This window comes from Thalassobius sp. Cn5-15 (assembly GCF_022347685.1).
Lineage (GTDB): Bacteria > Pseudomonadota > Alphaproteobacteria > Rhodobacterales > Rhodobacteraceae > Thalassobius.
On the sequence record NZ_JAKRGF010000002.1, the window covers coordinates 1 to 18,983 of the forward strand.

General features: G+C 56.9%; 23 protein-coding genes and 1 tRNA gene. 11 read left to right on the top strand and 13 right to left on the bottom strand.

Annotated features, from left to right (window positions below; all coding sequences use genetic code 11):
• The first annotated feature begins 146 nt into the window (after nt 1-146).
• The 6 genes from MHM86_RS05840 to MHM86_RS05865 all read left to right on the top strand — a co-directional run bounded on the left by MHM86_RS05840 (nt 147) and on the right by MHM86_RS05865 (nt 3,281).
• On the top strand, nt 147-500 hold the full coding sequence (locus tag MHM86_RS05840; RefSeq protein WP_239196949.1) for a hypothetical protein: 354 nt from the start codon (nt 147-149) through the stop codon (nt 498-500).
• A gap of 13 nt (nt 501-513) precedes the next feature.
• The gene (locus MHM86_RS05845) at nt 514-1,209 is read left to right on the top strand and encodes a helix-turn-helix domain-containing protein (RefSeq protein WP_239196951.1); all 696 of its coding nucleotides are present in this window, start codon (nt 514-516) and stop codon (nt 1,207-1,209) included.
• A 113-nt stretch (nt 1,210-1,322) separates the two neighbouring features.
• Complete coding sequence (locus MHM86_RS05850) at nt 1,323-1,679, top strand: plasmid mobilization relaxosome protein MobC (protein ID WP_239196953.1); 357 nt, start codon at nt 1,323-1,325, stop codon at nt 1,677-1,679.
• Between the two features lie 98 nt (nt 1,680-1,777).
• Nucleotides 1,778-2,170, top strand: a complete 393-nt coding sequence (locus MHM86_RS05855; protein ID WP_239196955.1) for a relaxase/mobilization nuclease domain-containing protein — start codon at nt 1,778-1,780, stop codon at nt 2,168-2,170.
• A 322-nt stretch (nt 2,171-2,492) separates the two neighbouring features.
• Nucleotides 2,493-3,056 carry a hypothetical protein gene (locus MHM86_RS05860; protein ID WP_239196957.1) on the top strand — a complete coding sequence of 188 codons (564 nt, stop codon included), beginning with the start codon at nt 2,493-2,495 and terminating at the stop codon, nt 3,054-3,056.
• Nucleotides 3,057-3,059: 3 nt separating this feature from the next.
• Entirely contained in the window at nt 3,060-3,281 is a 222-nt protein-coding gene (locus MHM86_RS05865) for a hypothetical protein (protein WP_239196959.1), read from the top strand.
• A gap of 256 nt (nt 3,282-3,537) precedes the next feature.
• On the opposite strand, the gene MHM86_RS05870 is transcribed toward MHM86_RS05865, so the two are convergent.
• The 3 genes from MHM86_RS05870 to MHM86_RS05880 all read right to left on the bottom strand — a co-directional run bounded on the left by MHM86_RS05870 (nt 3,538) and on the right by MHM86_RS05880 (nt 5,963).
• Nucleotides 3,538-4,107 (bottom strand): contact-dependent growth inhibition system immunity protein, encoded by a 570-nt coding sequence (locus MHM86_RS05870; protein ID WP_239196961.1) that lies wholly within the window; start codon nt 4,105-4,107, stop codon nt 3,538-3,540.
• Nucleotides 4,104-4,595, bottom strand: coding sequence for a hypothetical protein (locus MHM86_RS05875; protein WP_239196963.1), 492 nt, complete (start codon nt 4,593-4,595; stop codon nt 4,104-4,106). Before MHM86_RS05875 ends, MHM86_RS05870 begins: the two co-directional genes overlap by 4 nt.
• 226 nt (nt 4,596-4,821) lie before the next feature.
• Nucleotides 4,822-5,963, bottom strand: a protein-coding gene (locus MHM86_RS05880) for an IS3 family transposase (RefSeq protein ID WP_239196965.1) whose coding sequence is annotated in 2 segments (ribosomal slippage) — nt 4,822-5,714 and nt 5,714-5,963 — 1,143 coding nt in all. Because the reading frame shifts where the segments join, the coding sequence is not laid out codon by codon here.
• 201 nt (nt 5,964-6,164) lie between these two features.
• On the opposite strand from MHM86_RS05880, the gene MHM86_RS05885 reads away from it, so the two are divergent.
• Complete coding sequence (locus tag MHM86_RS05885) at nt 6,165-6,839, top strand: tyrosine-type recombinase/integrase (RefSeq protein WP_239196967.1); 675 nt, start codon at nt 6,165-6,167, stop codon at nt 6,837-6,839.
• Between the two features lie 28 nt (nt 6,840-6,867).
• On the opposite strand, the gene MHM86_RS05890 is transcribed toward MHM86_RS05885, so the two are convergent.
• Nucleotides 6,868-6,942, bottom strand: a tRNA-Phe gene (locus MHM86_RS05890).
• 292 nt (nt 6,943-7,234) lie between these two features.
• Here MHM86_RS05890 and MHM86_RS05895 point away from each other — a divergent pair.
• The gene (locus tag MHM86_RS05895) at nt 7,235-7,744 is read left to right on the top strand and encodes an acyloxyacyl hydrolase (protein ID WP_239196969.1); all 510 of its coding nucleotides are present in this window, start codon (nt 7,235-7,237) and stop codon (nt 7,742-7,744) included.
• A 617-nt stretch (nt 7,745-8,361) separates the two neighbouring features.
• Here the strand turns inward: MHM86_RS05895 and MHM86_RS05900 are convergent.
• The 8 genes from MHM86_RS05900 to MHM86_RS05935 all read right to left on the bottom strand — a co-directional run bounded on the left by MHM86_RS05900 (nt 8,362) and on the right by MHM86_RS05935 (nt 16,228).
• Nucleotides 8,362-9,387: a glycine betaine/L-proline ABC transporter ATP-binding protein gene (locus MHM86_RS05900; RefSeq protein WP_239197736.1), complete on the bottom strand. Its 1,026-nt coding sequence runs from the start codon at nt 9,385-9,387 to the stop codon at nt 8,362-8,364.
• Nucleotides 9,388-9,409: 22 nt separating this feature from the next.
• Complete coding sequence (locus tag MHM86_RS05905) at nt 9,410-10,300, bottom strand: proline/glycine betaine ABC transporter permease (protein ID WP_239196971.1); 891 nt, start codon at nt 10,298-10,300, stop codon at nt 9,410-9,412.
• 148 nt (nt 10,301-10,448) lie between these two features.
• On the bottom strand, nt 10,449-11,456 hold the full coding sequence (locus tag MHM86_RS05910) for a glycine betaine ABC transporter substrate-binding protein (RefSeq protein ID WP_239196973.1): 1,008 nt from the start codon (nt 11,454-11,456) through the stop codon (nt 10,449-10,451).
• 340 nt (nt 11,457-11,796) lie between these two features.
• The gene (locus tag MHM86_RS05915) at nt 11,797-12,195 is read right to left on the bottom strand and encodes a DUF2177 family protein (RefSeq protein WP_239196975.1); all 399 of its coding nucleotides are present in this window, start codon (nt 12,193-12,195) and stop codon (nt 11,797-11,799) included.
• 47 nt (nt 12,196-12,242) lie between these two features.
• Nucleotides 12,243-12,992 carry an SDR family oxidoreductase gene (locus MHM86_RS05920; RefSeq protein ID WP_239196977.1) on the bottom strand — a complete coding sequence of 250 codons (750 nt, stop codon included), beginning with the start codon at nt 12,990-12,992 and terminating at the stop codon, nt 12,243-12,245.
• Nucleotides 12,985-14,142, bottom strand: a complete 1,158-nt coding sequence (locus tag MHM86_RS05925; protein WP_239196979.1) for a cyclopropane-fatty-acyl-phospholipid synthase family protein — start codon at nt 14,140-14,142, stop codon at nt 12,985-12,987. Before MHM86_RS05925 ends, MHM86_RS05920 begins: the two co-directional genes overlap by 8 nt.
• A complete protein-coding gene (locus MHM86_RS05930; protein WP_239196981.1) occupies nt 14,142-14,897 on the bottom strand; it encodes a DUF1365 domain-containing protein in 756 nt (251 codons plus the stop codon). Before MHM86_RS05930 ends, MHM86_RS05925 begins: the two co-directional genes overlap by 1 nt.
• The gene (locus MHM86_RS05935) at nt 14,894-16,228 is read right to left on the bottom strand and encodes an NAD(P)/FAD-dependent oxidoreductase (protein WP_239196983.1); all 1,335 of its coding nucleotides are present in this window, start codon (nt 16,226-16,228) and stop codon (nt 14,894-14,896) included. Before MHM86_RS05935 ends, MHM86_RS05930 begins: the two co-directional genes overlap by 4 nt.
• Before the next feature lie 323 nt (nt 16,229-16,551).
• Here MHM86_RS05935 and MHM86_RS05940 point away from each other — a divergent pair, with 323 nt between their 5' ends.
• Both MHM86_RS05940 and MHM86_RS05945 read left to right on the top strand, forming a co-directional pair.
• Nucleotides 16,552-17,067, top strand: coding sequence for a sigma-70 family RNA polymerase sigma factor (locus MHM86_RS05940; protein WP_239197738.1), 516 nt, complete (start codon nt 16,552-16,554; stop codon nt 17,065-17,067).
• A 1-nt stretch (nt 17,068) separates the two neighbouring features.
• Nucleotides 17,069-17,725: a ChrR family anti-sigma-E factor gene (locus MHM86_RS05945; RefSeq protein WP_239196985.1), complete on the top strand. Its 657-nt coding sequence runs from the start codon at nt 17,069-17,071 to the stop codon at nt 17,723-17,725.
• A gap of 17 nt (nt 17,726-17,742) precedes the next feature.
• Here the strand turns inward: MHM86_RS05945 and MHM86_RS05950 are convergent, their stop codons facing one another.
• Nucleotides 17,743-18,312, bottom strand: a complete 570-nt coding sequence (locus MHM86_RS05950) for a TetR/AcrR family transcriptional regulator (protein WP_239196987.1) — start codon at nt 18,310-18,312, stop codon at nt 17,743-17,745.
• Nucleotides 18,313-18,516: 204 nt separating this feature from the next.
• On the opposite strand from MHM86_RS05950, the gene MHM86_RS05955 reads away from it, so the two are divergent.
• Entirely contained in the window at nt 18,517-18,981 is a 465-nt protein-coding gene (locus tag MHM86_RS05955; protein ID WP_239196989.1) for a (2Fe-2S)-binding protein, read from the top strand.
• The last annotated feature ends 2 nt before the right edge of the window (nt 18,982-18,983 follow it).

The following is an 18,983-nucleotide window of genomic DNA, read 5'->3' on the forward strand; positions in this document are numbered from 1 at the left end:
AAACTGGCTCTGGACTTACAAAAACGACCGGCCCAACATGGCCATCGGCGGGATCACTCCAGCTATGAAACTGAAAACAGCCGCATGAATTCTATGGCTGAGCCCCATTAAAAATGGGGGGATTACCAGAGAAGGTGGATACTGGGGTGGATAAAATTTATGAGCCGACAGCTAATCGCCTGATAAGTAATTATAATCTTGATTTAAATGGCGACCAGGGGCGGAATCGAACCACCGACACGAGGATTTTCAATCCAGAACTAATTCTGCATTTACAGCCGGTTAGCTCCCGGCAGGCTGTCAAATCGGCTACCAAACATCAAAGGTTTAGCCGCTGTTTGTCAAACCTTTCCATTCGACAATCCAGCCAAAGAAAAACCGCTGAGGGGGCGGCCACTCACCTCAACGGCATTGCAAATCTTTCTGCCCACACAGCGTATCAAAAAGATGATCTGACTGCAATCGCAGGAGGCGCACATGCCCAAGCTCAATCGTTTTGAATGACTGAAAGCCGTGCTGCAACGTGCCGATCTCAACTCATCGACAAAAGCGGTTGCTGCGGCACTCTCGGTTCAGTTCGCAAATCATGAAACCGGCCAGCTCAACCCCTCTCTAAAAACACTGGATGAGTTTTTGGCGGGCATGTCCTTAGCCACTATCAAACGGTGCCTTCGGCAGCTTGTCGAGCTCGGCTGGCTGTTTCGCACTGAGGGGCGCGGAGCCGGAAATTGCACCGAATATGACCTTCGCGCACCCTGCAAGATCATCCCCTTTCGCCAGAAGAAAAAGGGCGCATCGGTGAGCTTTTCGAATGGTGAAAAGGGTTCATCCGCGACTGAAAAGAGGCTCACCGGTGAGCTTTCCCATATAAAGGATAAACAATCTAAAGAACAAAACCCTTCGCTTGAGCCGAATTTGCCGGATGGTAGGCTATCCGGCTCGGCGCTCGGGCTAGTCCCTCAGGCTGTGTTCGTATCACGACTGACTTATGGCTGCCGTATTTGGGAAACGTTCTCTGAGGAAATACTGGGGTCAAGAATCGAGCGTTTGTTTCCTTTGGTTCATGAAAATGGACAACCGGGGTTCTGGCTTCCGGGTCGTTTTCCACCGACCGACACAGCGCGATGGCGGGAGTTTCGCGATGAGATGGTATCGGATGGTTGGCTCATTTCGGAATACTCCGAACGGGGGTATCGGTGTGCCGTATGAGCAGAGAGCAAGGTTACGCATGTGGCTACGCGACATGCACCTTGGAAGGGAATGGGCAAGCCCTTTCCCCTTCACCCCAAACCCGGCGCGCAAGCGCGCTGAAGGTGGCTATCATGGCTAAACGTGGGCACTCGAAACCCACTAAACGTCAGCTTGTCCTGCGCGTCCGATGCAGCGAAGAGGAGCGCGATAGCTGGCTTCACAAGGCACGCGCCGAGGAACGCTCGTTATCTGATTACACCCGTCATCTGCTATCGAGCGAGCCCATGCGGCGTCGGGCACGCCCTCCTGAGGTCGCTCCCGAGCTGTTGGCTGCGGTCGGACGCGCAGGCAGTAACCTCAACCAGATTTCCCGCGCGTTGAACACTGACCGCAAGGCTGGTCGTGCCCTTGACCTAATCGCCGTTCGGGTTTTGTTGGTGACGCTTGATCGCCAGCTCGCTGACATCATCGCGGAGCATAGCCGATGATGGTGCGTTTCTTTGATCACGGTGACGGATCGGGCGCTGCGGCGGTGGAGTAGCTTCTAGCTGAAGAGGTCGCGGCCTATACCGAAGATCGTAGGCGTTTGCTCGATCGAACCGTCAAGCGCCAGGTGTTGCCCGAGGTGATCGCCGGTGATCCCAACCTGACCTGCCATCTGATCGACAGCAACACCCGCAAATGGCGCTACACGTCCGGCGTGGTGGCGTTCCATGTGGATGATGATCCCTACGACAACCAGCAGGCGGCCGTCATGCAGGATTTCGAAAAAGCCGCCTTTGCAGGATTGGAAGGGGATCAGGCAAACATCCTTTGGGTCCGCCATCAGCATATGGGCAATGTCGAACTGCACTTCCTGATCCCGCGCGTGGAACTTTATGGCAACCGATCATTCAATCCCGCTCCACCCGGATCAGAACCCTACTTCAACGCCCTCCGTGATTACTGGAATGCACGCGAAGACTGGGTCAGCCCGTAGGAGCCTGGACGCAAACGGATGATCAAACCGGTGTTTGACCTCGATGACCGAAAACAGATTAAAGAAGCCATTCAGGTCTTGATCGCCCAGAAAATCTAAGCGGGTGAAATCCGCAACCACACTGATGTTCGTGCTGCCCTGGCCGAATTGGACGACTTCGAATTCAAACCCCTGACAGCGAAACAGCTCGAAAAACGCCGTAAGGCTGACACCATTGAGGCCACGGGCGGCAAACCCAGACGGCGCGACACCCGGATCACCATGCGGATCGCGGGTACATCAGGCAGCCAGCACACATTCCGACTAGAGGATCGCATATTCCATGAAGACTGGACCGCAGATGAATACTTTGCTGCAAAACCTGCAAGCGAAGGTCGAGAGCCAATCCCAAACAACCGAAGAACAGACGCAGCAGATGTTGCACGACTTCGAACAGCATTTGATGCAAGCGTTGAACGCCGCGCAGCGAAAAATCGCGCAAGATTTGCAAAGCCTCGAAAAGCTGAGCGCCCAAATCCACAGGCGGACAGCGGCGCAAATCGAGGATCAGGCCGAGAAAATACAGGAGGCAATGAGCGATCTAGACGCGAGCCGGACCGAATGGCGGACGGTCACTTGGAAGACGATGCTACCGGCTTACCTTGCGGGGGTCTTGTTGACCTCGTGGATTCTTTTGATGGCGGTGCAAATGACGTTTCCGGAGCCAGAGGCGGCATCCCCGCAAATCAACCTTGCGACATTCGGACTGGAGGGAACGAGGGTATCCCGTGGCCTTGGCGGCCTGGGGCGAGTTCTGAGCCTGCCGAAGGGCGTCGAGCTCGCCGATTGTCCGGTGCCAAATCGCGGCGGCGGAACGATCTGTATCGAAACGCGCGTGACGAGGTAAACCATGAGCCATCCCCAACTGACGCCCTTCGAGACCGCGTTGTTGCGCGCTGTCGAAGAACTGAACACCACCTTCGAAACTGGTTTGAAGAACGCCAGCGCTTCACCGACCGAGTTCGCGAATTTGAGGCGCGAATTCGGTCAGTTCGCAGACGAGTTGGAGGCGCGCTTGAACGACTTGCAGAAACAGCAGGACGAATTGCGGCAGATTTTGGGGAGTGGATGAGTGATCGTCTTGGCCAACAAACTCAGAAACTCGAAAAACGGCCAAAGAACACGGTCGCATCTGTCAGTGTTTCATCAGGTCCAGGATTGTGACTGAACTTGTTGAGCTTCGCACCTGAAATGAAAACAGCTGACATTTGTTCCATTCGCGCAGTGCGCAGCGACTCCAAAGAGACGAAATTACGAGGTGCGGACTAAGTGTTAATTCGCTGCGGTTGCGCCAAGGTCTGCTTCACCTGGCGTCTCCCTTTCAGAACCTATGCTGAACGGCTCACCTCCAACGCCTGCAGAATGGCCTTGCCAAACGTTTCATCCGACACGTCTTCCGGCAAGACCATATCTTCATTGCCGCGAATGCCCTCCCAACTGGAACGCCCGCGATAGCGCCATGGCTTGAGCCTGATCTTTGCGTCCTGCAGGGTCAGAGTCACGCTCCCTGCTCCGTTGTACAGCGCTTTCAGGGTTTTGACACCCGCGTGCGCCTTGTCGGCTTCATCTAACGCCTTGAGTTCTTCTTTCGTCGGAAACCGCATCACCGACTCCCATTCTGGGTGATCGGGCGCTATGAAACGGCTCGCCATGAGCGCCGCACGCGCTTCACGTCCAATGTCTTCCGCATTCATGTTTGGCGCGAGGTATTCATTGTACCCCTTGGGATCGGGGTATCCCGAACGGTAGACCGCAAATGAGACAATCTTCGTGAAAGCGCGATGCGCATTAATTATTGCGTCCTTGGACACCTTGGGAGGCTTGGCACGTTTTTTCCGCTCAGCCGCTTCCGCAAGCGCTTTCGCTCTTTGTTCTTCGATGGTTAGCACTTTTCTCATTGGATTCGCCTTACTCTGACGTCGATCCCCAAACTCTCAGCGTAGTCTATCGCCCGTTGAATTTGAGTAAACTGTTCAGGTGTTGTGTCATTAGGAATAGCAAGTTCAAGGCGTTTCAGGTCGATTTGATCAGGACGCAATGGGAGGGTATTGAGATTGGATCCATCAAAGCCGTCGATCTGGTCAATGTATCGCTTCAATGCCCCGTAGATACGACTGGGCCGATCCATGTATCCCGGCGTGCGGGTGTCCAGCGTCTTTGCGCTTGTCGCAATGCCTGCATCGCTGTCCCAGAAATCGAACGTCTTGAAGTTGTCAGGTGTACGCTCTCCCAGACCGCCCAATCGCTCAAGGTGATCTTCCCAAGGTCCGCCCTGTTCCTTGATCGGCCCGCCCCAGCGGATGCCGGGGTTGTCGATTGTGTCCCAGTTAGGATCAGATGGAAGGCGACGGGCATTTTCGGCCTCTGCCAAAAGCTCGTCACGCAATCGGTCTGGGTCATTCGTATCACCGCCCCTCCCTCTGCGGCGCAACAACTTCGCGGCCAGCCCCGCAGGGGCCACGTTCAAAGCGATCAACGTATTCAGATAAGCCCGTTCCCGCGCGGCCTCTTCCACCTGAGCCAAGGTCGCACGGCACTGGGCATACTCGTTGACCCAGCCCCTTGATCCGGGCCGTTTGGATGTAGGATCCGTTCCTGTTTCTTTCTCGTGATTAGGTTGCGGTCAAGGCCTGCTGAGCGGAGCCTTTGCGTAGCTCTAGCGAAGTAGGCCGGGTGGTACGGTTGAGATTGGCGTAAACGGCTGGAGCCAGCCCGCCAAGTGAGGTGTGTGGTCGTTGTGTGTTGTAATCAATTCTCCAGTTTCCAATGATCTTCCTTGCTTCAGCAAGATTGCCGAAGATGTGCTCATTCAGGCATTCGTCCCGCAATCTTCCATTGAAGCTTTCCACGAAGGCATTTTGCATGGGTTTCCCAGGCGCGATGTAATGCCAATTCACGCCAGTGTCCTGGCACCACTTCAGAACCGCATGAGAGGTCATCTCCGTTCCATTATCGGAGACAACCATGTCGGGCTTTCCACGCCGACGGATCAGTTCGCCCAACTCGCGGGTCAGCCGCACTCCAGACAAAGAGCGATCTACAACCGTTGCCAGTGCCTCACGAGTGCAATCATCCACGATACACAGCACACGGAACCTTTGGCCGTCTTCAAAGGCATCAGAAACGAAGTCCAACGACCATCGCTGATTAGCGCGATCAGGCACCAATATAGGCCGACGTGTACCTAAAGCTCGTTTTCTCGAACGTCTGCGACGCACGGCCAAACCCTCTTCACGATACAAACGGAAGAGCTTCTTGTGGTTCACTTCAAAGCCCTCTCTGGCCAGCAGGATACCCAAACGACGATAGCCGAACCGACGACGTTCATTCGCCAACTCGCGCAACCGCTTTCGCAGTGCGTCATCGCCCTGTTCTTGCTTCCGATACTGAAAGACAGACCTATGCAAGTCAGCCAATTCACACGCCCGACGTTCAGACAAACCGTGCTGATCCATCACATCACGCACAGCTCGTCGTTTCACATCAGGCGTCAGTAGTTTTTTGTGGCAAGATCCTTAAGCGCAGCATTATCGAGCATCGCATCTGCCAACATGCGCTTCAGCTTGTTGTTCTCGTCTTCCAAAGCCCGCAGTTTCTTGGCATCCGACACATTCATTCCGCCAAATTTAGCCTTGTACTTGTAGAAGGTCGCATCACTGATGCCATATCGGCGGCACAGTTCCTGCGCCTTAACTCCAGCCTCATATTCTTTGATCATTCCAATGATCTGCTCGTCTGAAAATCTACGTTTCATAGTCCATACTTTGCTTGGACGGATGACTAACACCTCAATGGCCTGATTTCAGGGGGCTGGGTCAATACACCTGTTCACGCCATAGACACACCTTTAATCGCCGGCTTTCACAACATTGCGCATAAGAAGCACGGTTATAGGCGGGCAAATTACGTCAAAACATTCCTGAGCGAGGTCTTTAAATACGCCATCCCCGAAGGTTTGATCGACAAAAACTACGCTAGTGGCGTTATCAACAAGAAGCGCCCCAAGAGCAAACCGGATGCAAACCCTCCGTGGACGCTAGATCAAGTGAAAATTGTTTTTGAGAAGGCTCCGACGCATATTCGTTCTGCATTGGGGGTGATGCTTGCGACTGGCTTGGATCCCTCGGATGCCTTGGAGTTGCCCAAAGAAGCTATTCAGGATGGCGTTGTCTGGGATTGGCGAAACAAGACAAGCCACGAACAAGCCGTCCCGGTTGGCCCGTTACTTGAAGCCATCATCCAAGGCATCGAACCCCATGAGGCTCCAACACTCTTGGCTAACTCACGAGGTGCATCGTGGACATATAGTGGTGTTGCTGCCAGTTGGCACACGTTCAGGCAACGGATGGTTGAGGCGGGGCATCCAGTCAAACCGCTGACATTGAAAGCTTTAAGGCACACGCTGGCTACAAGCCTCCGTGAAGAAGGCATCGATGAAAGATCAATTGCCGACGTACTAGGTCAGAAGACACCGGCTATGGCGCGACACTATTCTCGTAATGCAGCGCTAGCCAAGAAGAACAAGAAAACCATGAAATCAATACTGAAACGCGAACAAGCTCTGGCAAAAGTAGTCAAACCTTCGCCAAAAAGTGTCAAACCCAACAATCAAAAGGAGTCGGGTGAATAAATTATCTCATATATTTCATTGAGTTGAATGGTGCCCGGGGGCGGAATCGAACCACCGACACGAGGATTTTCAATCCACTGCTCTACCCCTGAGCTACCCGGGCCTGGGTGAACGTCTCCGTTCGGGTGGGGGCGTTTTATGCGAGGGTTCGGGGGGTGTCCAGAGGCATTTTTAAAAAACATCGGGAAATTATGGTTTTTTTCGTAAGGCCCTGATCAGACGTCAGTTTCACAGAGCAGCCCCCGCAAAGCCTCCCACATATAAGCCGCTACAAGAGTATGCGTTTCACGATCTCGTCACTGATACCGCTACGTAAATCCTTTGTATCTGGGCGCAACCTATGCTTCTGTCAGGCACATAGTTTTGTCGAGCCGCGTCCTTGCAGGGAAATTACTATGAACGGAACATTTGCACTGTTGTTTGCTGTGGTCAGTCTAACTGACATGGCGCAAAATCACTGCCCCACTGGCTGTCTTGCCCACAGCCCTGAGGCGGCTCGGATCAGCATTTCGGCGGGACAGACGCAGTTTCAGGATAATTTCATTGGCGAAGAGATTTATGCGCGCTACGAGCTGGATCACAAGCTGGGTCCTTATCAGAATGCCATCGGGCTGTCGGTAACCGACACTGGCGATGCTTGGCTTGGCTTCGGCCAGCTATGGACCAAAGAGTTCACCAGTGGCGCCTATGTGCAGCTGCATGCGATGCCGGGGATCTATGTGCAGGGTGACGGGCCGGATCTGGGCTTCCCGATTGAATTTCGCGCGGGTGTCGAATTGGGCTATGCCTTTTCCAATGGGGCGCGGTTGGGGATCAGCTATGACCACCGCTCTAACGCAGACATCAAGGCGACGAACCCGGGGTTAGAGACATTGCAGGTCCGCTATAGCATTCCCTTGCAGTAGCCCAAATGGCCCACATAAGCAGAGTGTAAGCGGGCAAGGCGCTGTCAAAAATCTCGCCGCGCAAAACGCCCGCCACAAGCGTCTATCGTAAAGACATGTGAAGCCTTCCCAAAGCTCCAGTTTACCAAGGGTCTGCCAAAATCGATCGTACCTCCTTGGGAACGCCGTCTGACCTGGCAGCCCCCTATATGGTGCCCCCTGAAACAAAAGTTGGAATGCTCCCGCCCTGTCTTCATTTGTCGTCGAATGTCGTAGTAGAGCCTGTCCAGCATGCAGACCATCCATGCAGGTCATCCATGCAGGTCACCGTCTTTCAGCACGTGGTGAGGCGCTTTTTCTGGAAGGCGCAAACGCCGATGTCCATTTTCATCATGCACGTGATTGTGCACTACTTCTCCCGATCCCGGGTAGACTGCAACATTCAACCCAATCGATATGCATCGTCGTAACCTGCATAAACTACGCAACGGAAACGTCCGACACCGTGCAAAACCATTGCCTGCCCCACTCGGGCCAAAGGACGCTGAACAAGTGTTGAACATAAACAGGCAAAACCCGCCGAATGCAAAAGGGCCGCCCTCAACAAGGCGGCCCTTTCTGTTCGTCATGTGGCCCGTTTAGCTGTGCAGGGCCTGAATAGCGCTGGTCAGGGACACCGCACCAACAACGCGACCGTCAGAAGCGGTCACCTTCACCGTCTGGTCGGCCGCCTCTGCCATCACTGGCAGTGCATCCTCCAGCACCGTGTTGCCCGCCAGCTGCGGTGCATCCTCCGGTGCAGAGGTCAGCGCCGCAGCGTTCGCAATGGCGTGCAGCTGGATCACCCGACCGCGATTGATATCCTTGATAAAGTCGCGGATGTAGTCATCAGCGGGGTTCAGCACGATCTGTTGCGCGTTGCCCTCCTGGACCATCGCACCGTCGCGCAAAATGGCAATGTTGTCGCCAAGGCGCAGCGCCTCATCAAGGTCGTGGGTGATGAAGACGATGGTTTTGTGCAGCTCTTCCTGCAGCTCCAGCAGGATCGATTGCATGTCATACCGGATCAGCGGATCCAGTGCAGAAAACGCCTCGTCCATCAGGAGGATATCCGCATCTGTCGCCAGACCACGGGCCAGACCCACACGTTGCTGCATCCCGCCGGACAACTGACCGGGATAGTGATCCTCATACCCCGACAGGCCCACGCGATCGATCCAATGGGCACTGCGCTTGTTCCGCTCTACCTCATCGATACCTTGCACAGCTAAGCCATAGGCCACGTTTTCCCGCACAGAACGGTGCGGCAGCAGTCCAAACTTCTGAAAAACCATCGACATCTTATGACGGCGCAAGTCGCGCAGCTGGTCCGCGTTCATGGCCAGTACGTCTTCACCGTCGATAAAGATCTCGCCGCCCGTGGGTTCGATCAGCCGGTTGATGTGACGGATCAGGGTAGACTTGCCCGATCCTGACAGCCCCATCACCACCTGAATTTGGCGCGGCATGATGTCAAGCGACACGTTATGCACCCCAAGCACATGGTTGTGCGTGTCCAAGAGGTCGTCCTTGGACATGCCATGCTGAACCTTTGGCAGGTGTTTCTTCGGGTTGGAGCCAAAGATTTTGTAGAGGTTTTCGATCTTGATCTTCGGTTCGGTCATCTCTTTTGCGTCCGCCATATCCTTAGCCATGTCCCTGCCCCCGATGTGCCTGCAGGCGTTTGCCATAACTCTGCGAAATACGGTCAAAGATGATCGCCAGCGCCACAATGGCCAGACCGTTCATCAAACCCAGCGCAAGGTACTGATTGGAAATCGCCCGCAACACGGGAACACCCAGACCTTTGACCCCGATCATCGAGGCGATCACAACCATCGACAGAGCCATCATGATGGTCTGATTCACGCCGGCAAAGATGTTGGGCAGCGCCAGTGGCACCTGAACGCCCCACAATTTTTGCCGTGGCGAAGCACCGAACGCATCGGCGGCCTCCAAAACATCCTTGTCCACCAGACGAATACCCAAATTGGTCAGGCGCACGATGGGCGGAATGGCGTAGATCAAAACGGCCAAGAGACCCGGCACCTTGCCAATACCCAAGAGCATCACAACAGGGATCAGGTACACAAACGACGGGATTGTCTGCATCACATCCAGCACCGGCGTAATCAGCGCCTGCATCCGGTCAGACCGGGACATCAAGATACCAATTGGAATGCCGATCAAAATACACAGGAAGGTCGCGACCGAAATGATGGCAAGCGTCGCCATCGTATCTTCCCACATGCCCATGAAGCCGATCAGCAAAAACGCCCCAATAGAGCCTGCGGTGATCTTCCAGCTGCGCGCACCCAGCCAAGCCAGGGCGGCAATGATGGCAATGATCAGCGGCCAGGGCGTGGCCAAGAGCAGCTTTTCAAACCAGACCAGAAACTTCAGCAGCGGCGAAAAGAACAGTTCGAGCGATTCACCGTAGGCGCGCGAAAACTCGCGAAAGGCGCCGTCGATGGTGTTTTTAAAATCAGCGAGGTCGCGTCGCCCCAGCGACGGAAACTCGGTCAGGAACTCCCACATGGTTCCTCCTTATTTGATCTGTCCCTTGATCTTGGTGCGCCGGTGCGGGGCGGGATCAAACCCCTCGGGCGCAAGGCGGGACGCGGTCAGGCGCCCAAAGAACAGGGGGTATCCATCTGGACGCCCCCTGCCCTGTCACGTGAGGTAATTACAGCTCTTTCTTGATTGCGGTGGCCGCGTCCTCGCTGACCCATGCGCCCCAAATTTCAGGGTAAGTCTCAAGGAAGTGCCAAGCCGCATCGCCGCCGGTGGCCTGATTGTCGTTCATGTAAACCAGCATCGCGTTCATCACCTCACCGGGGAAAACGCGGGTTTTCAGGTAATCAACAGCCACGCCGCCCTCTTTCAGGAAGCGGTCGGTGACAACGGAGTGCACCTCGGATTCGGTGTAGGATGTCATCTGGGGTTCCAGGCATTCCTGCTCGGGCTTCACGATGCAGCCGTCCCAGTTTTCCGACCCACCCCACGGGGTTTCCCAATCGAGCATGGTCAGCTCATATTTACCGATGATCGCGGTCGGGGCCCAATAGTAGCCAAACCAGTTTTCACCACGCTCAACCGCTTTGGCGATCGATCCGTCCAGACCTGCAGCAGACCCCGGATCGACCAGCGTCCAGCCCTTTGCCTCCATGTCAAAAGCGCGGAACAGGTTGGAATTGGACAGCTGACAGCCCCAGCCCGCCGGACAGCCAAGGAAGGCGCCTTTGCTGGGGTCTTCGGCATCGGGGAACAGGTCAGGACGCGCCAGTACTTTTTCCACGGTGTCCAGTTCGGGATGCGCTTCGACGAACGCGGGGGAGACCCACCAACCCTCACCCAGACCAGTGATCGGGCCTTCGATGACGGAATGCAGGCGGCCTTCGGCAGTGGCTTTTTCCAGCGGTTCGCGCACCGCGTTGATCCACAACTCGCCCGCGATATCGGGTTCGGCTTTTTCATTCATCGACGCAAAGGTGGTGTTTGTGGCGCCAGGCACCAGATCAACGTTACAGCCATAGCCCTCTTCGAGGATGATGGCATCCACATTGGCCATCAGCTCGGCCGAGGCCCAGTTCATCTCGGCGATCACAACATCACCGCAATCGGCGAACGCAGCAGTCCCCATCATCAGCGATGCACCCAAAGTGATCGCACCAAACGTGGTCGTTTTTTTCATGATTTTAAGTCTCCCAAAGACTTCATAGTGTGGTCCGCCCGCACACTCCGGTGCGGTCCGGCACCGCCTGTCACAGGCGATTTGCTCAGCGCGGCAGTCCCGTAGAAATGCCATATCAATGCGAGCCAAAAGCGACATTTAGCTAAACCTATGTCGCAAACAGACCACACAGCCTGCCGGATGTAAACAGAGAAACCCGCCGTTCAAGCGCCCAAAACCGACACCAACGTGATGGCCGGACGCCCATATTTTTTCCAAAGTTTCAAAAAACGCTCACCACACGCAAAAAAAATGCACCCAGATGGGTGCATTTACGTAGAAATACGGCATCAGACAAACATCAGCCCAGGCTGCGCATGACAGTGACCCCACCCCAAGCAGCCAAACCGGTCAGCGCCCCGCCCCAAATCGTGTCCAATACCACCTGTTGCAGGGTCCAGTCGCGCAGTGTGGCGTAGTTGGTGAACTCATAGGTGCCATAGGCCATCAAGCCCAGCACCACGCCACCGATTAGCGCCTGCATCGCATTATCGTCGCGCAGCGCAGGCAGCGACACAAACCAAAGGATCCCCGCCACATAGCCAAGATAGAACAGGCCCGCCGCCCCCATCCGGAACTCTTCGGCAAAGAGATGGCCGACGTGCTGTTCAAACACCGGCTTGATCAGCAGCCGCAACCCGATCATGTCGACGATCAGGAAGATTGCAGCAGTGGCAAGATAGAGAAAAACAACACTCATGGAAGGCTCTTTCAAATTCGGTTATTTCGGTGGTCCCTGCAGGTGAACTAGCGCACCAGCCGGCGGGTCAAGGGCAGCGACAACGCATAAGGCAGTCGCCGCAAGAGTTTCAGCGGCCAGGTCAGGCGGCGGGGAAAATGCACCTCGAACCGGCGCGTATCCAGTCCTTGCAGTATTTCCGCTGCCGCACGGTCAGCCGTCAGCAAACCCGGCATGGTGAAATCGTTTTTCTGGGTCAGCCGTGTGTCGACAAACCCCGGTGAGATCAGCCGCACATCAAACCGTCCGCCCACCTCATTGCGCAGGGTTTCGGCCAGATTGGCCACCCCTGCCTTGGTCGCGGAATAGATCTGCCCCTGCGGCAGACCAAAGTAGCCCGCCACACTGCCACAGAGCGCGATCTGACCCTGCGGGCGCAGCACCTCCAGCGCGGCACGCGCCACCAGCAGACTGCCAGTCAGATTGACCTGCACGATTTGGGCGGCTTTGATCAGGTCAATATCCTCAACCTGACCGGGATCATACAGCGCAGCCATGTTGATCACCCGGTCGACCGACCCGCCTGCCTGCACCCGCAGGGTTGCAGCCGCCACATCGGCAGCGTCGGAGATATCCATCGCCACCACCTCTGCCACGCCGTTCGGCATCTCTTCGGCGAGGGCCTGAAGCCGGTCAGCCGACCGCGCGGACAACACCACCCGATCCCCGCGCGCGACACAGGCGCGCGCCAGCGCCGCGCCGATCCCGTCAGAGGCACCGATGATCCAGACGCGCGTGAAGGTGCCGGGATCAGGCATGGGCCAGTTCCACCTGCACCACATCGGTCTGTGCTACATTGAACGAAGCCGCGCAGATCCCCAGGTAGAAGCGCCAGTTGCGAATGAACTCCTCCCCATAGCCCAGACGGCGCACACGGTCGGCCTGCTCTTCCAGCCGCTGATCCCACGTGGCACAGGTGCGGCCATAGTCGCGGCCGAACCCATGACTGCCCACCACCTTCAACCCCGCTTGCGCGGCCTGATCGCGGATCACCTGATTGCTCAGCAGCATCCCACCGGGAAAGGTGTATTGGCGGATATAGTCGGATCCTTTGCGATAGATGGGGAAATAGTCATCAGGTACGGTGATCGCCTGAATGACAGCCCGGCCACCTTCGGACAGGCGCTGTTTCAGCGTGTTGAAATAGACCGGCCAGTAGCGTTCGCCCACCGCCTCAATCATCTCGATCGAGACGATATTGTCAAACTGGCCTTTGATGGCACGATAATCCTGCAGCCGGATGTCAGCGCGGCCATCAAGGCGGGCATCGGCGTAGCCCTTCTGGCTGGGGGAAATAGTCACGCCGGTGACATGACGTCCTTGATCCGCGGCGCGTTCGGCAAAGCCACCCCAGCCGCAGCCGATTTCCAGCACCTGTTCACCGTCGCTGAGGCGATCCAAAATGCGATCGTATTTGCGGTTTTGCGCGCGGGCCAGATCATTATCGCCTGCCGCATAGATGGCAGAGGAATAGGTCATCGTGTCATCCAGCCACAGCTGGTAAAATTCGTTACCCACATCATAATGGGCGCGGATATTGCGGGCCGCACCTCGACGGGAGTTCGCCCGCATCAGCCGATCCACAACGCGGAATTTCAGCGTCGCCCAGAAACCTGCGTAGGCATAGCCTGCAAACTCCTCCAGATTTAGCAGCGCCACCTGCGAGAGTGCTTCAATCGATGGCGTATCCCACAGGCCGGCAACATAGGCCTCGCCCAAGCCGATATCGCCACGGCTGGCCAGTGTGGTCACAACGGACCAATCACGCAGCCGCATTTCCGCGACGGGGTCGCCCGCGCCGAAAGTGTAGCGTTCGCCTTCGGGCGTCGACAGATGCAGAGTGCCGTGGCGCATGCGTTCACATGTAGCCAGAAAATCTTGTTTTACGCGTTTGCTCAGGAACAGCATTACGACACCTCCTCTTTCGGTGGGGTGGGCCGCGTGCGATAGCGCGCGCCCTTGAGTTTCAGCACCAAGGCCTGCCAGTGGATCAGCGCCATTGTGCGCAGGCCGCCGAGGGGGCGGCGCAGGCTGGCGCGGATCAGCGCCGCGTTGGTCAGCGGCAGGCAGGGACCGGACAATGTGGCCATCAGCCCCTCTTCGCCATTCCGGTGCAGGATCTGAATGGCAACCTGATCGTCACGAATATCATAGCGGAAATCATAGCCTCCGGCGATCTCTTGGAATGGGGAAACATGTAACTGCTTGGCTTTGTTAAGTTTAGTATCCCGCGTAATCGGCGCGAAACCCTCGGCAAAGCAGATATAGGAATGGCGGTCGTGAAACGGCGTCGACACCTCTGCAATGACCGCCAACAGGTCCGCATCGCGGTAGGCCAGCCAGAAACTGACCGGATTGAATCCGTAATGCAGCCAGCGCGGCTGCGTCAGCAGGCGCAGCGTGATGTCATCCGCAGGCAGGCCGTGATCAGCCAGCACCTGACGCGCCCAAGGCGCGCCCTGCCCCTGCCCGATCACCCCACCATGGTCGCGGTCATGCACCGCAGCCAAGGCACGGCGATTGCGTCCGAACAGCATGGGCGTATCCAGCTCCGCCTCTGGGTCCAGCAACACGTAGTCCACACTATAGCGAAAGGCGTTCTTGATCGCGCCGCGTCGGGTATGGGTGGTCACGCCAGCGATATAAGTGACCTGATCCTTCATGCGCTGCGACGTGTCAGTTCGGGCGTGGCCACTGCGGGCATGGTCAGTGCGGCTACGCTCTGCGCCTCCAGCTCGCGCACAATGCGCACCGCGCTGGCAAATCCATCCTCATGGAAGCCGTGCCGTGTGTAGGCACCGGCAAACCAACTGCGGTTCTCGCCCTGCATGGTCCGCATGCTCACCTGCGCCCGCAGCGCGGCACGGTCAAATACCGGATGGCGGAAAGAGGTCTGGTCATAAATCGCCTCTTCCTGCACCGGCACAGAGGGGTTGAGGGACACAAACAGTGGATCGCTCTCTGGAATGCCCTGCAAGCGGTTCATCCAATAGGTGACGCCAATGGCAGGTTCGGGCCGGCGGGTGTCAGCCTTGTAGACCCAGGACGACCAGACCGACCGGCGCTGCGGCATCTGAGTTGCATCGCGGTGCAGAAACATCTCATTGTCCTGAAACCGCATATCGCTCAGAACCGACTGCTCTTTTGCAGAAGGATTGGCAATCATCGCCAGCGCGTCGTCTGAATGGCAGGCAAAGATCACCTGATCATATCGCTCCGGTTCACCACCTGTGGCGGTCACGGTCACACCCAGCGCGTCGCGGGCCACGGACTGCACCGGCGCGTTGGTACGCAAATCAGCGCCTTTAGTTTGCAGATACCCCGCCAATCGGGTCACGTATTCAATGCTGCCGCCTTCAACGGTCCACCACTGATGCTGTCCACTGGCGGACAGGAGCGCGTGGTTGCGGAAAAACTGCACCAGCGCGCGGGCGGGGAAGCTGCGAATTTCCTGCGGCGGAGTGGACCAGATCGCCCCACAAAGCGGCAGCAGGTAGTAGGTCTGAAACCACTCGCCAAGGTTCAGATCATCCATCAGATCGGCAATGGTGCTGTCGTCATTATCTGCCAACGCCTCTGCCCGCGCATTAAAGCGCAAGACGTCGCGAATCATCCGCAGGAAACCGGGGCGCAGCAGGTTCGATTTCTGCGCCGTCAACGCAGTGAGGTTGCGCAGCCCGTATTCCACCGAACCGTCGTTAATCGAGGCACCGAAGCTCATATCGCTTTTGATCACCGGCACGTCCAGATCGCGGAACATGCGGGTCAGATGCGGATAGTTGGCGTAGTTGAAAACGATGAAACCGGTGTCCACCGGCTGAGTTCCATTGCGCCCAGCCATCACGGTCCGCGCATGCCCGCCCAAACGCGGCGCTGCCTCGTAAACGGTGACATCATGACGCCCCGAAAGAAGGTAGGCGGAGGCGAGACCGGATATACCGGCGCCGATGATGGCGATGCGCTGTGGTGCGCTCGGCTGGGCGTCAAAGGACATGGAACCTCCTGCGGTTATACCTGCATTAATCAAAGGGTCTACGGGCGGAAAAGACAATCGGATCACTCATTTGGATGGATTGGTGAATTTTGTCTGAAAAAAGTGATCCACCCCTTCCGCTGCCGCGTAACGCCTCTATGCTGATCGACAGTTATGATATCTCAGGCCATTCCGGCACCACAGGGCAGAACACTGCCCTCAAGCGCCCCGTGCCTGCCCTATCCTCTGACACAGATGTCGTGAAGGAGCGCCCACCAGTGTCGCCACAGCCCACCGATAGTCCCCCCCCGAACGGGGCCGATCTGGCGCCGGAAACACGTTGGATGCTCGCCGTGCGCGATCAACGGGACAAAGCAGCCTTTGCCAGCCTGTTCGACCACTTTGCGCCACGTCTCAAAGGGTTCATCATCCGCTCCGGCAGCGCCGGTGCGCAGGCCGAAGAAATCGTACAGGATGTGATGCTGACGGTTTGGCACAAGGCCGAACAGTTCGACCCGCACCGTGCGCAGGTCTCAGCCTGGATCTACCAGATTGCCCGCAACCGTCAGATTGACCTGCACCGCAAACTGGGCCGCCCCCTTCCTGAAGAGTTGAAGGAAGAGCCAGGGCAGGAACCCGACGCCAGCCAGATCATCGCCGTTCAGCAGGAAACACAACAGTTGAAAGACGCGCTAAGCCGTCTGGCCCCCAACCAGCGTGACATGATCGAAAAAGCTTACTTGGGTGAATTGAGCCATCAGGCCATTTCAACCCAGACCGGCCTGCCACTGGGCACGATCAAATCCCGCATCCGGCTGGGGCTGGAACGCCTGCGCCACGACCTCAAGGGAATGCGCTAAGATGACCGCAATTACCCAACATACTCCCGATGCCCTCCTGGCGGCTTACGCGGCAGGCACCCTGCCGCCTGTCTTTGCGCTGGTGGTGGCAACGCATATTTCCATGTGCGCTGAATGCCGTGCGGCGTATGAAAGCCATCAAGCGGTGGGCGGCGCCCTCCTGGACAGCGCGTCAGAGGCCACGTTGAGCGATGGGTTCAAATCGAACCTGATGGCGCAGCTAGATCTGCCAATGGATCAGGTGATCACCCGCCCCGCCCCGCAACCAACGGCGAAGGCAAAAGGCATCTACCCTGCCCCCTTGATGGAAGTGTTGAAGAACAAACCGCCGCGCTGGCGCTCTTTGGGCCTTGGCATGAAGCAGGCAATCCTCAACGCCGACGAGGGCGGATCCCTGCGCCTCTTGCACATCCCGCCGGGACAGGCGGTGCCGGATCACGGCCACAACGGAATGGAACTGACGCTGGTTCTGCAGGGCAGTTTCAGTGATGAGACAGGTCATTTCGCCCGTGGTGATCTGGAAGTGGCAGATGAAGAATTAGAACATACCCCTGTCGCTGATGGCGGGGAGGTCTGTATCTGCCTGGCTGCCACGGATGCGCCGCTGCGGTTCAACAGCCTGATGCCGCGCCTGTTCCAGCCGCTGTTCCGCATCTGATCTGGGGACGTCGCGCCTTATCCGGCGGGGCGGTTGCACACCATCAAAATCATCCGCGTCAGCACCTGCAGCAGTTTGCGCAGCTGTGCCTCATCTTCTGCCTTGTATTTGTAGCCCATACAGGTGAAACGCACCCATTCCGACATTTCCGCGACGCTCAACCCGAACTCACTCAGCGCCGCTGACTGATCGGCAAAGATGTCGTGCAGAAGGGCAGCTTTGATCCCTTCCACCTCATTGGCAGCGGCAAGACCACTGGCGCTCAGACTGTCTTCGACTGATTCTCCCTGCCGTGATCCCTGAATAGCGCGGAATCCCACCAACAGCGCGTGTTCATAAAACGCCTCCAGCCGTGCCGGCAGATCAGGCGCCAGTGCCAGTGCCGTGCGGGTGTCGCGATCCATCTGCGCCCCAGCGTGACGGATCAGGTCACACAGCAGATCATCCTTATTGGCGAAGGCGTTATAAACCGTTTGACGGGCCACGCCCGCCTCTTCTGCGATGTCACGCATGGTGGTTTTCCGCAGGCCGAAACGGGTGATGACCCGCATTGCTGCATCTAGGATTTCGGTCTTCTGTTCGGACATGTTGGACATATTGACAAAATTCGATCCTGTGTCAATATTGGACACACAAACGAATATTGTACACTTGCCCAAATGCAGATTCGAATCCCGACCGACTTACCGATCCGAATACCAGCATAGCCCTTTCAGTACAGGGCGAGTCGCTACACCCTCTCAGCACCAAGGCACCCCGCGCAACAGCGCATGGGCCCAAGGAGAACGCGCATGAAACTGATTGTTAACGGGCAGCCGCAACAGGTGGAGGTCGAAGATGACATGCCTCTTTTGTGGATTCTGCGGGATGAACTGAACATCACCGGTGTGAAATACGGCTGCGGCATCTCTGCCTGTGGCGCCTGCACCGTGCATATAAACGGCGAAGCAATGCGCAGCTGTCAGGTGACCGCCGACAGTCTGCAAGAAGGCGACCAGATCACCACGATCGAAGGTTTGGGCACGCCGCCCGCCCTGCACGTGGTGCAGGCGGCATGGGTCGAACATCAGGTGGCGCAATGTGGCTACTGCCAGTCCGGCCAGATCATGCAGGCTGCCGCCCTTTTGGCCGAAACCCCGAACCCAACCGATGAAGACATCGATGACGCGATGAGTGGCAACCTCTGCCGCTGTGGCACCTACCCGCGCATCCGTGCGGCGGTGAAAACCGCGGCCAAAAACCTGCAGGAGGTGTGATC

Bases quoted from the DNA above. Each gene is read 5' to 3' on its own strand.
- MHM86_RS05915 (WP_239196975.1), bottom strand. From the start codon at position 12,195: ATGAGTGTTGTTTTTCTCTATCTTGCCACTGCTGCAATCTTCCTGATC.
- MHM86_RS05910 (WP_239196973.1), bottom strand. From the start codon at position 11,456: ATGAAAAAAACGACCACGTTTGGTGCGATCACTTTGGGTGCATCGCTG.
- MHM86_RS05905 (WP_239196971.1), bottom strand. From the start codon at position 10,300: ATGTGGGAGTTCCTGACCGAGTTTCCGTCGCTGGGGCGACGCGACCTC.
- MHM86_RS05940 (WP_239197738.1), top strand. From the start codon at position 16,552: ATGCTCGCCGTGCGCGATCAACGGGACAAAGCAGCCTTTGCCAGCCTG.
- MHM86_RS05860 (WP_239196957.1), top strand. From the start codon at position 2,493: ATGAAGACTGGACCGCAGATGAATACTTTGCTGCAAAACCTGCAAGCG.
- MHM86_RS05850 (WP_239196953.1), top strand. From the start codon at position 1,323: ATGGCTAAACGTGGGCACTCGAAACCCACTAAACGTCAGCTTGTCCTG.
- MHM86_RS05865 (WP_239196959.1), top strand. From the start codon at position 3,060: ATGAGCCATCCCCAACTGACGCCCTTCGAGACCGCGTTGTTGCGCGCT.
- MHM86_RS05935 (WP_239196983.1), bottom strand. From the start codon at position 16,228: ATGTCCTTTGACGCCCAGCCGAGCGCACCACAGCGCATCGCCATCATC.
- MHM86_RS05925 (WP_239196979.1), bottom strand. From the start codon at position 14,142: ATGCTGTTCCTGAGCAAACGCGTAAAACAAGATTTTCTGGCTACATGT.
- MHM86_RS05945 (WP_239196985.1), top strand. From the start codon at position 17,069: ATGACCGCAATTACCCAACATACTCCCGATGCCCTCCTGGCGGCTTAC.
- MHM86_RS05955 (WP_239196989.1), top strand. From the start codon at position 18,517: ATGAAACTGATTGTTAACGGGCAGCCGCAACAGGTGGAGGTCGAAGAT.
- MHM86_RS05930 (WP_239196981.1), bottom strand. From the start codon at position 14,897: ATGAAGGATCAGGTCACTTATATCGCTGGCGTGACCACCCATACCCGA.
- MHM86_RS05895 (WP_239196969.1), top strand. From the start codon at position 7,235: ATGAACGGAACATTTGCACTGTTGTTTGCTGTGGTCAGTCTAACTGAC.
- MHM86_RS05870 (WP_239196961.1), bottom strand. From the start codon at position 4,107: ATGAGAAAAGTGCTAACCATCGAAGAACAAAGAGCGAAAGCGCTTGCG.
- MHM86_RS05900 (WP_239197736.1), bottom strand. From the start codon at position 9,387: ATGACCGAACCGAAGATCAAGATCGAAAACCTCTACAAAATCTTTGGC.
- MHM86_RS05920 (WP_239196977.1), bottom strand. From the start codon at position 12,992: ATGCCTGATCCCGGCACCTTCACGCGCGTCTGGATCATCGGTGCCTCT.
- MHM86_RS05950 (WP_239196987.1), bottom strand. From the start codon at position 18,312: ATGTCCGAACAGAAGACCGAAATCCTAGATGCAGCAATGCGGGTCATC.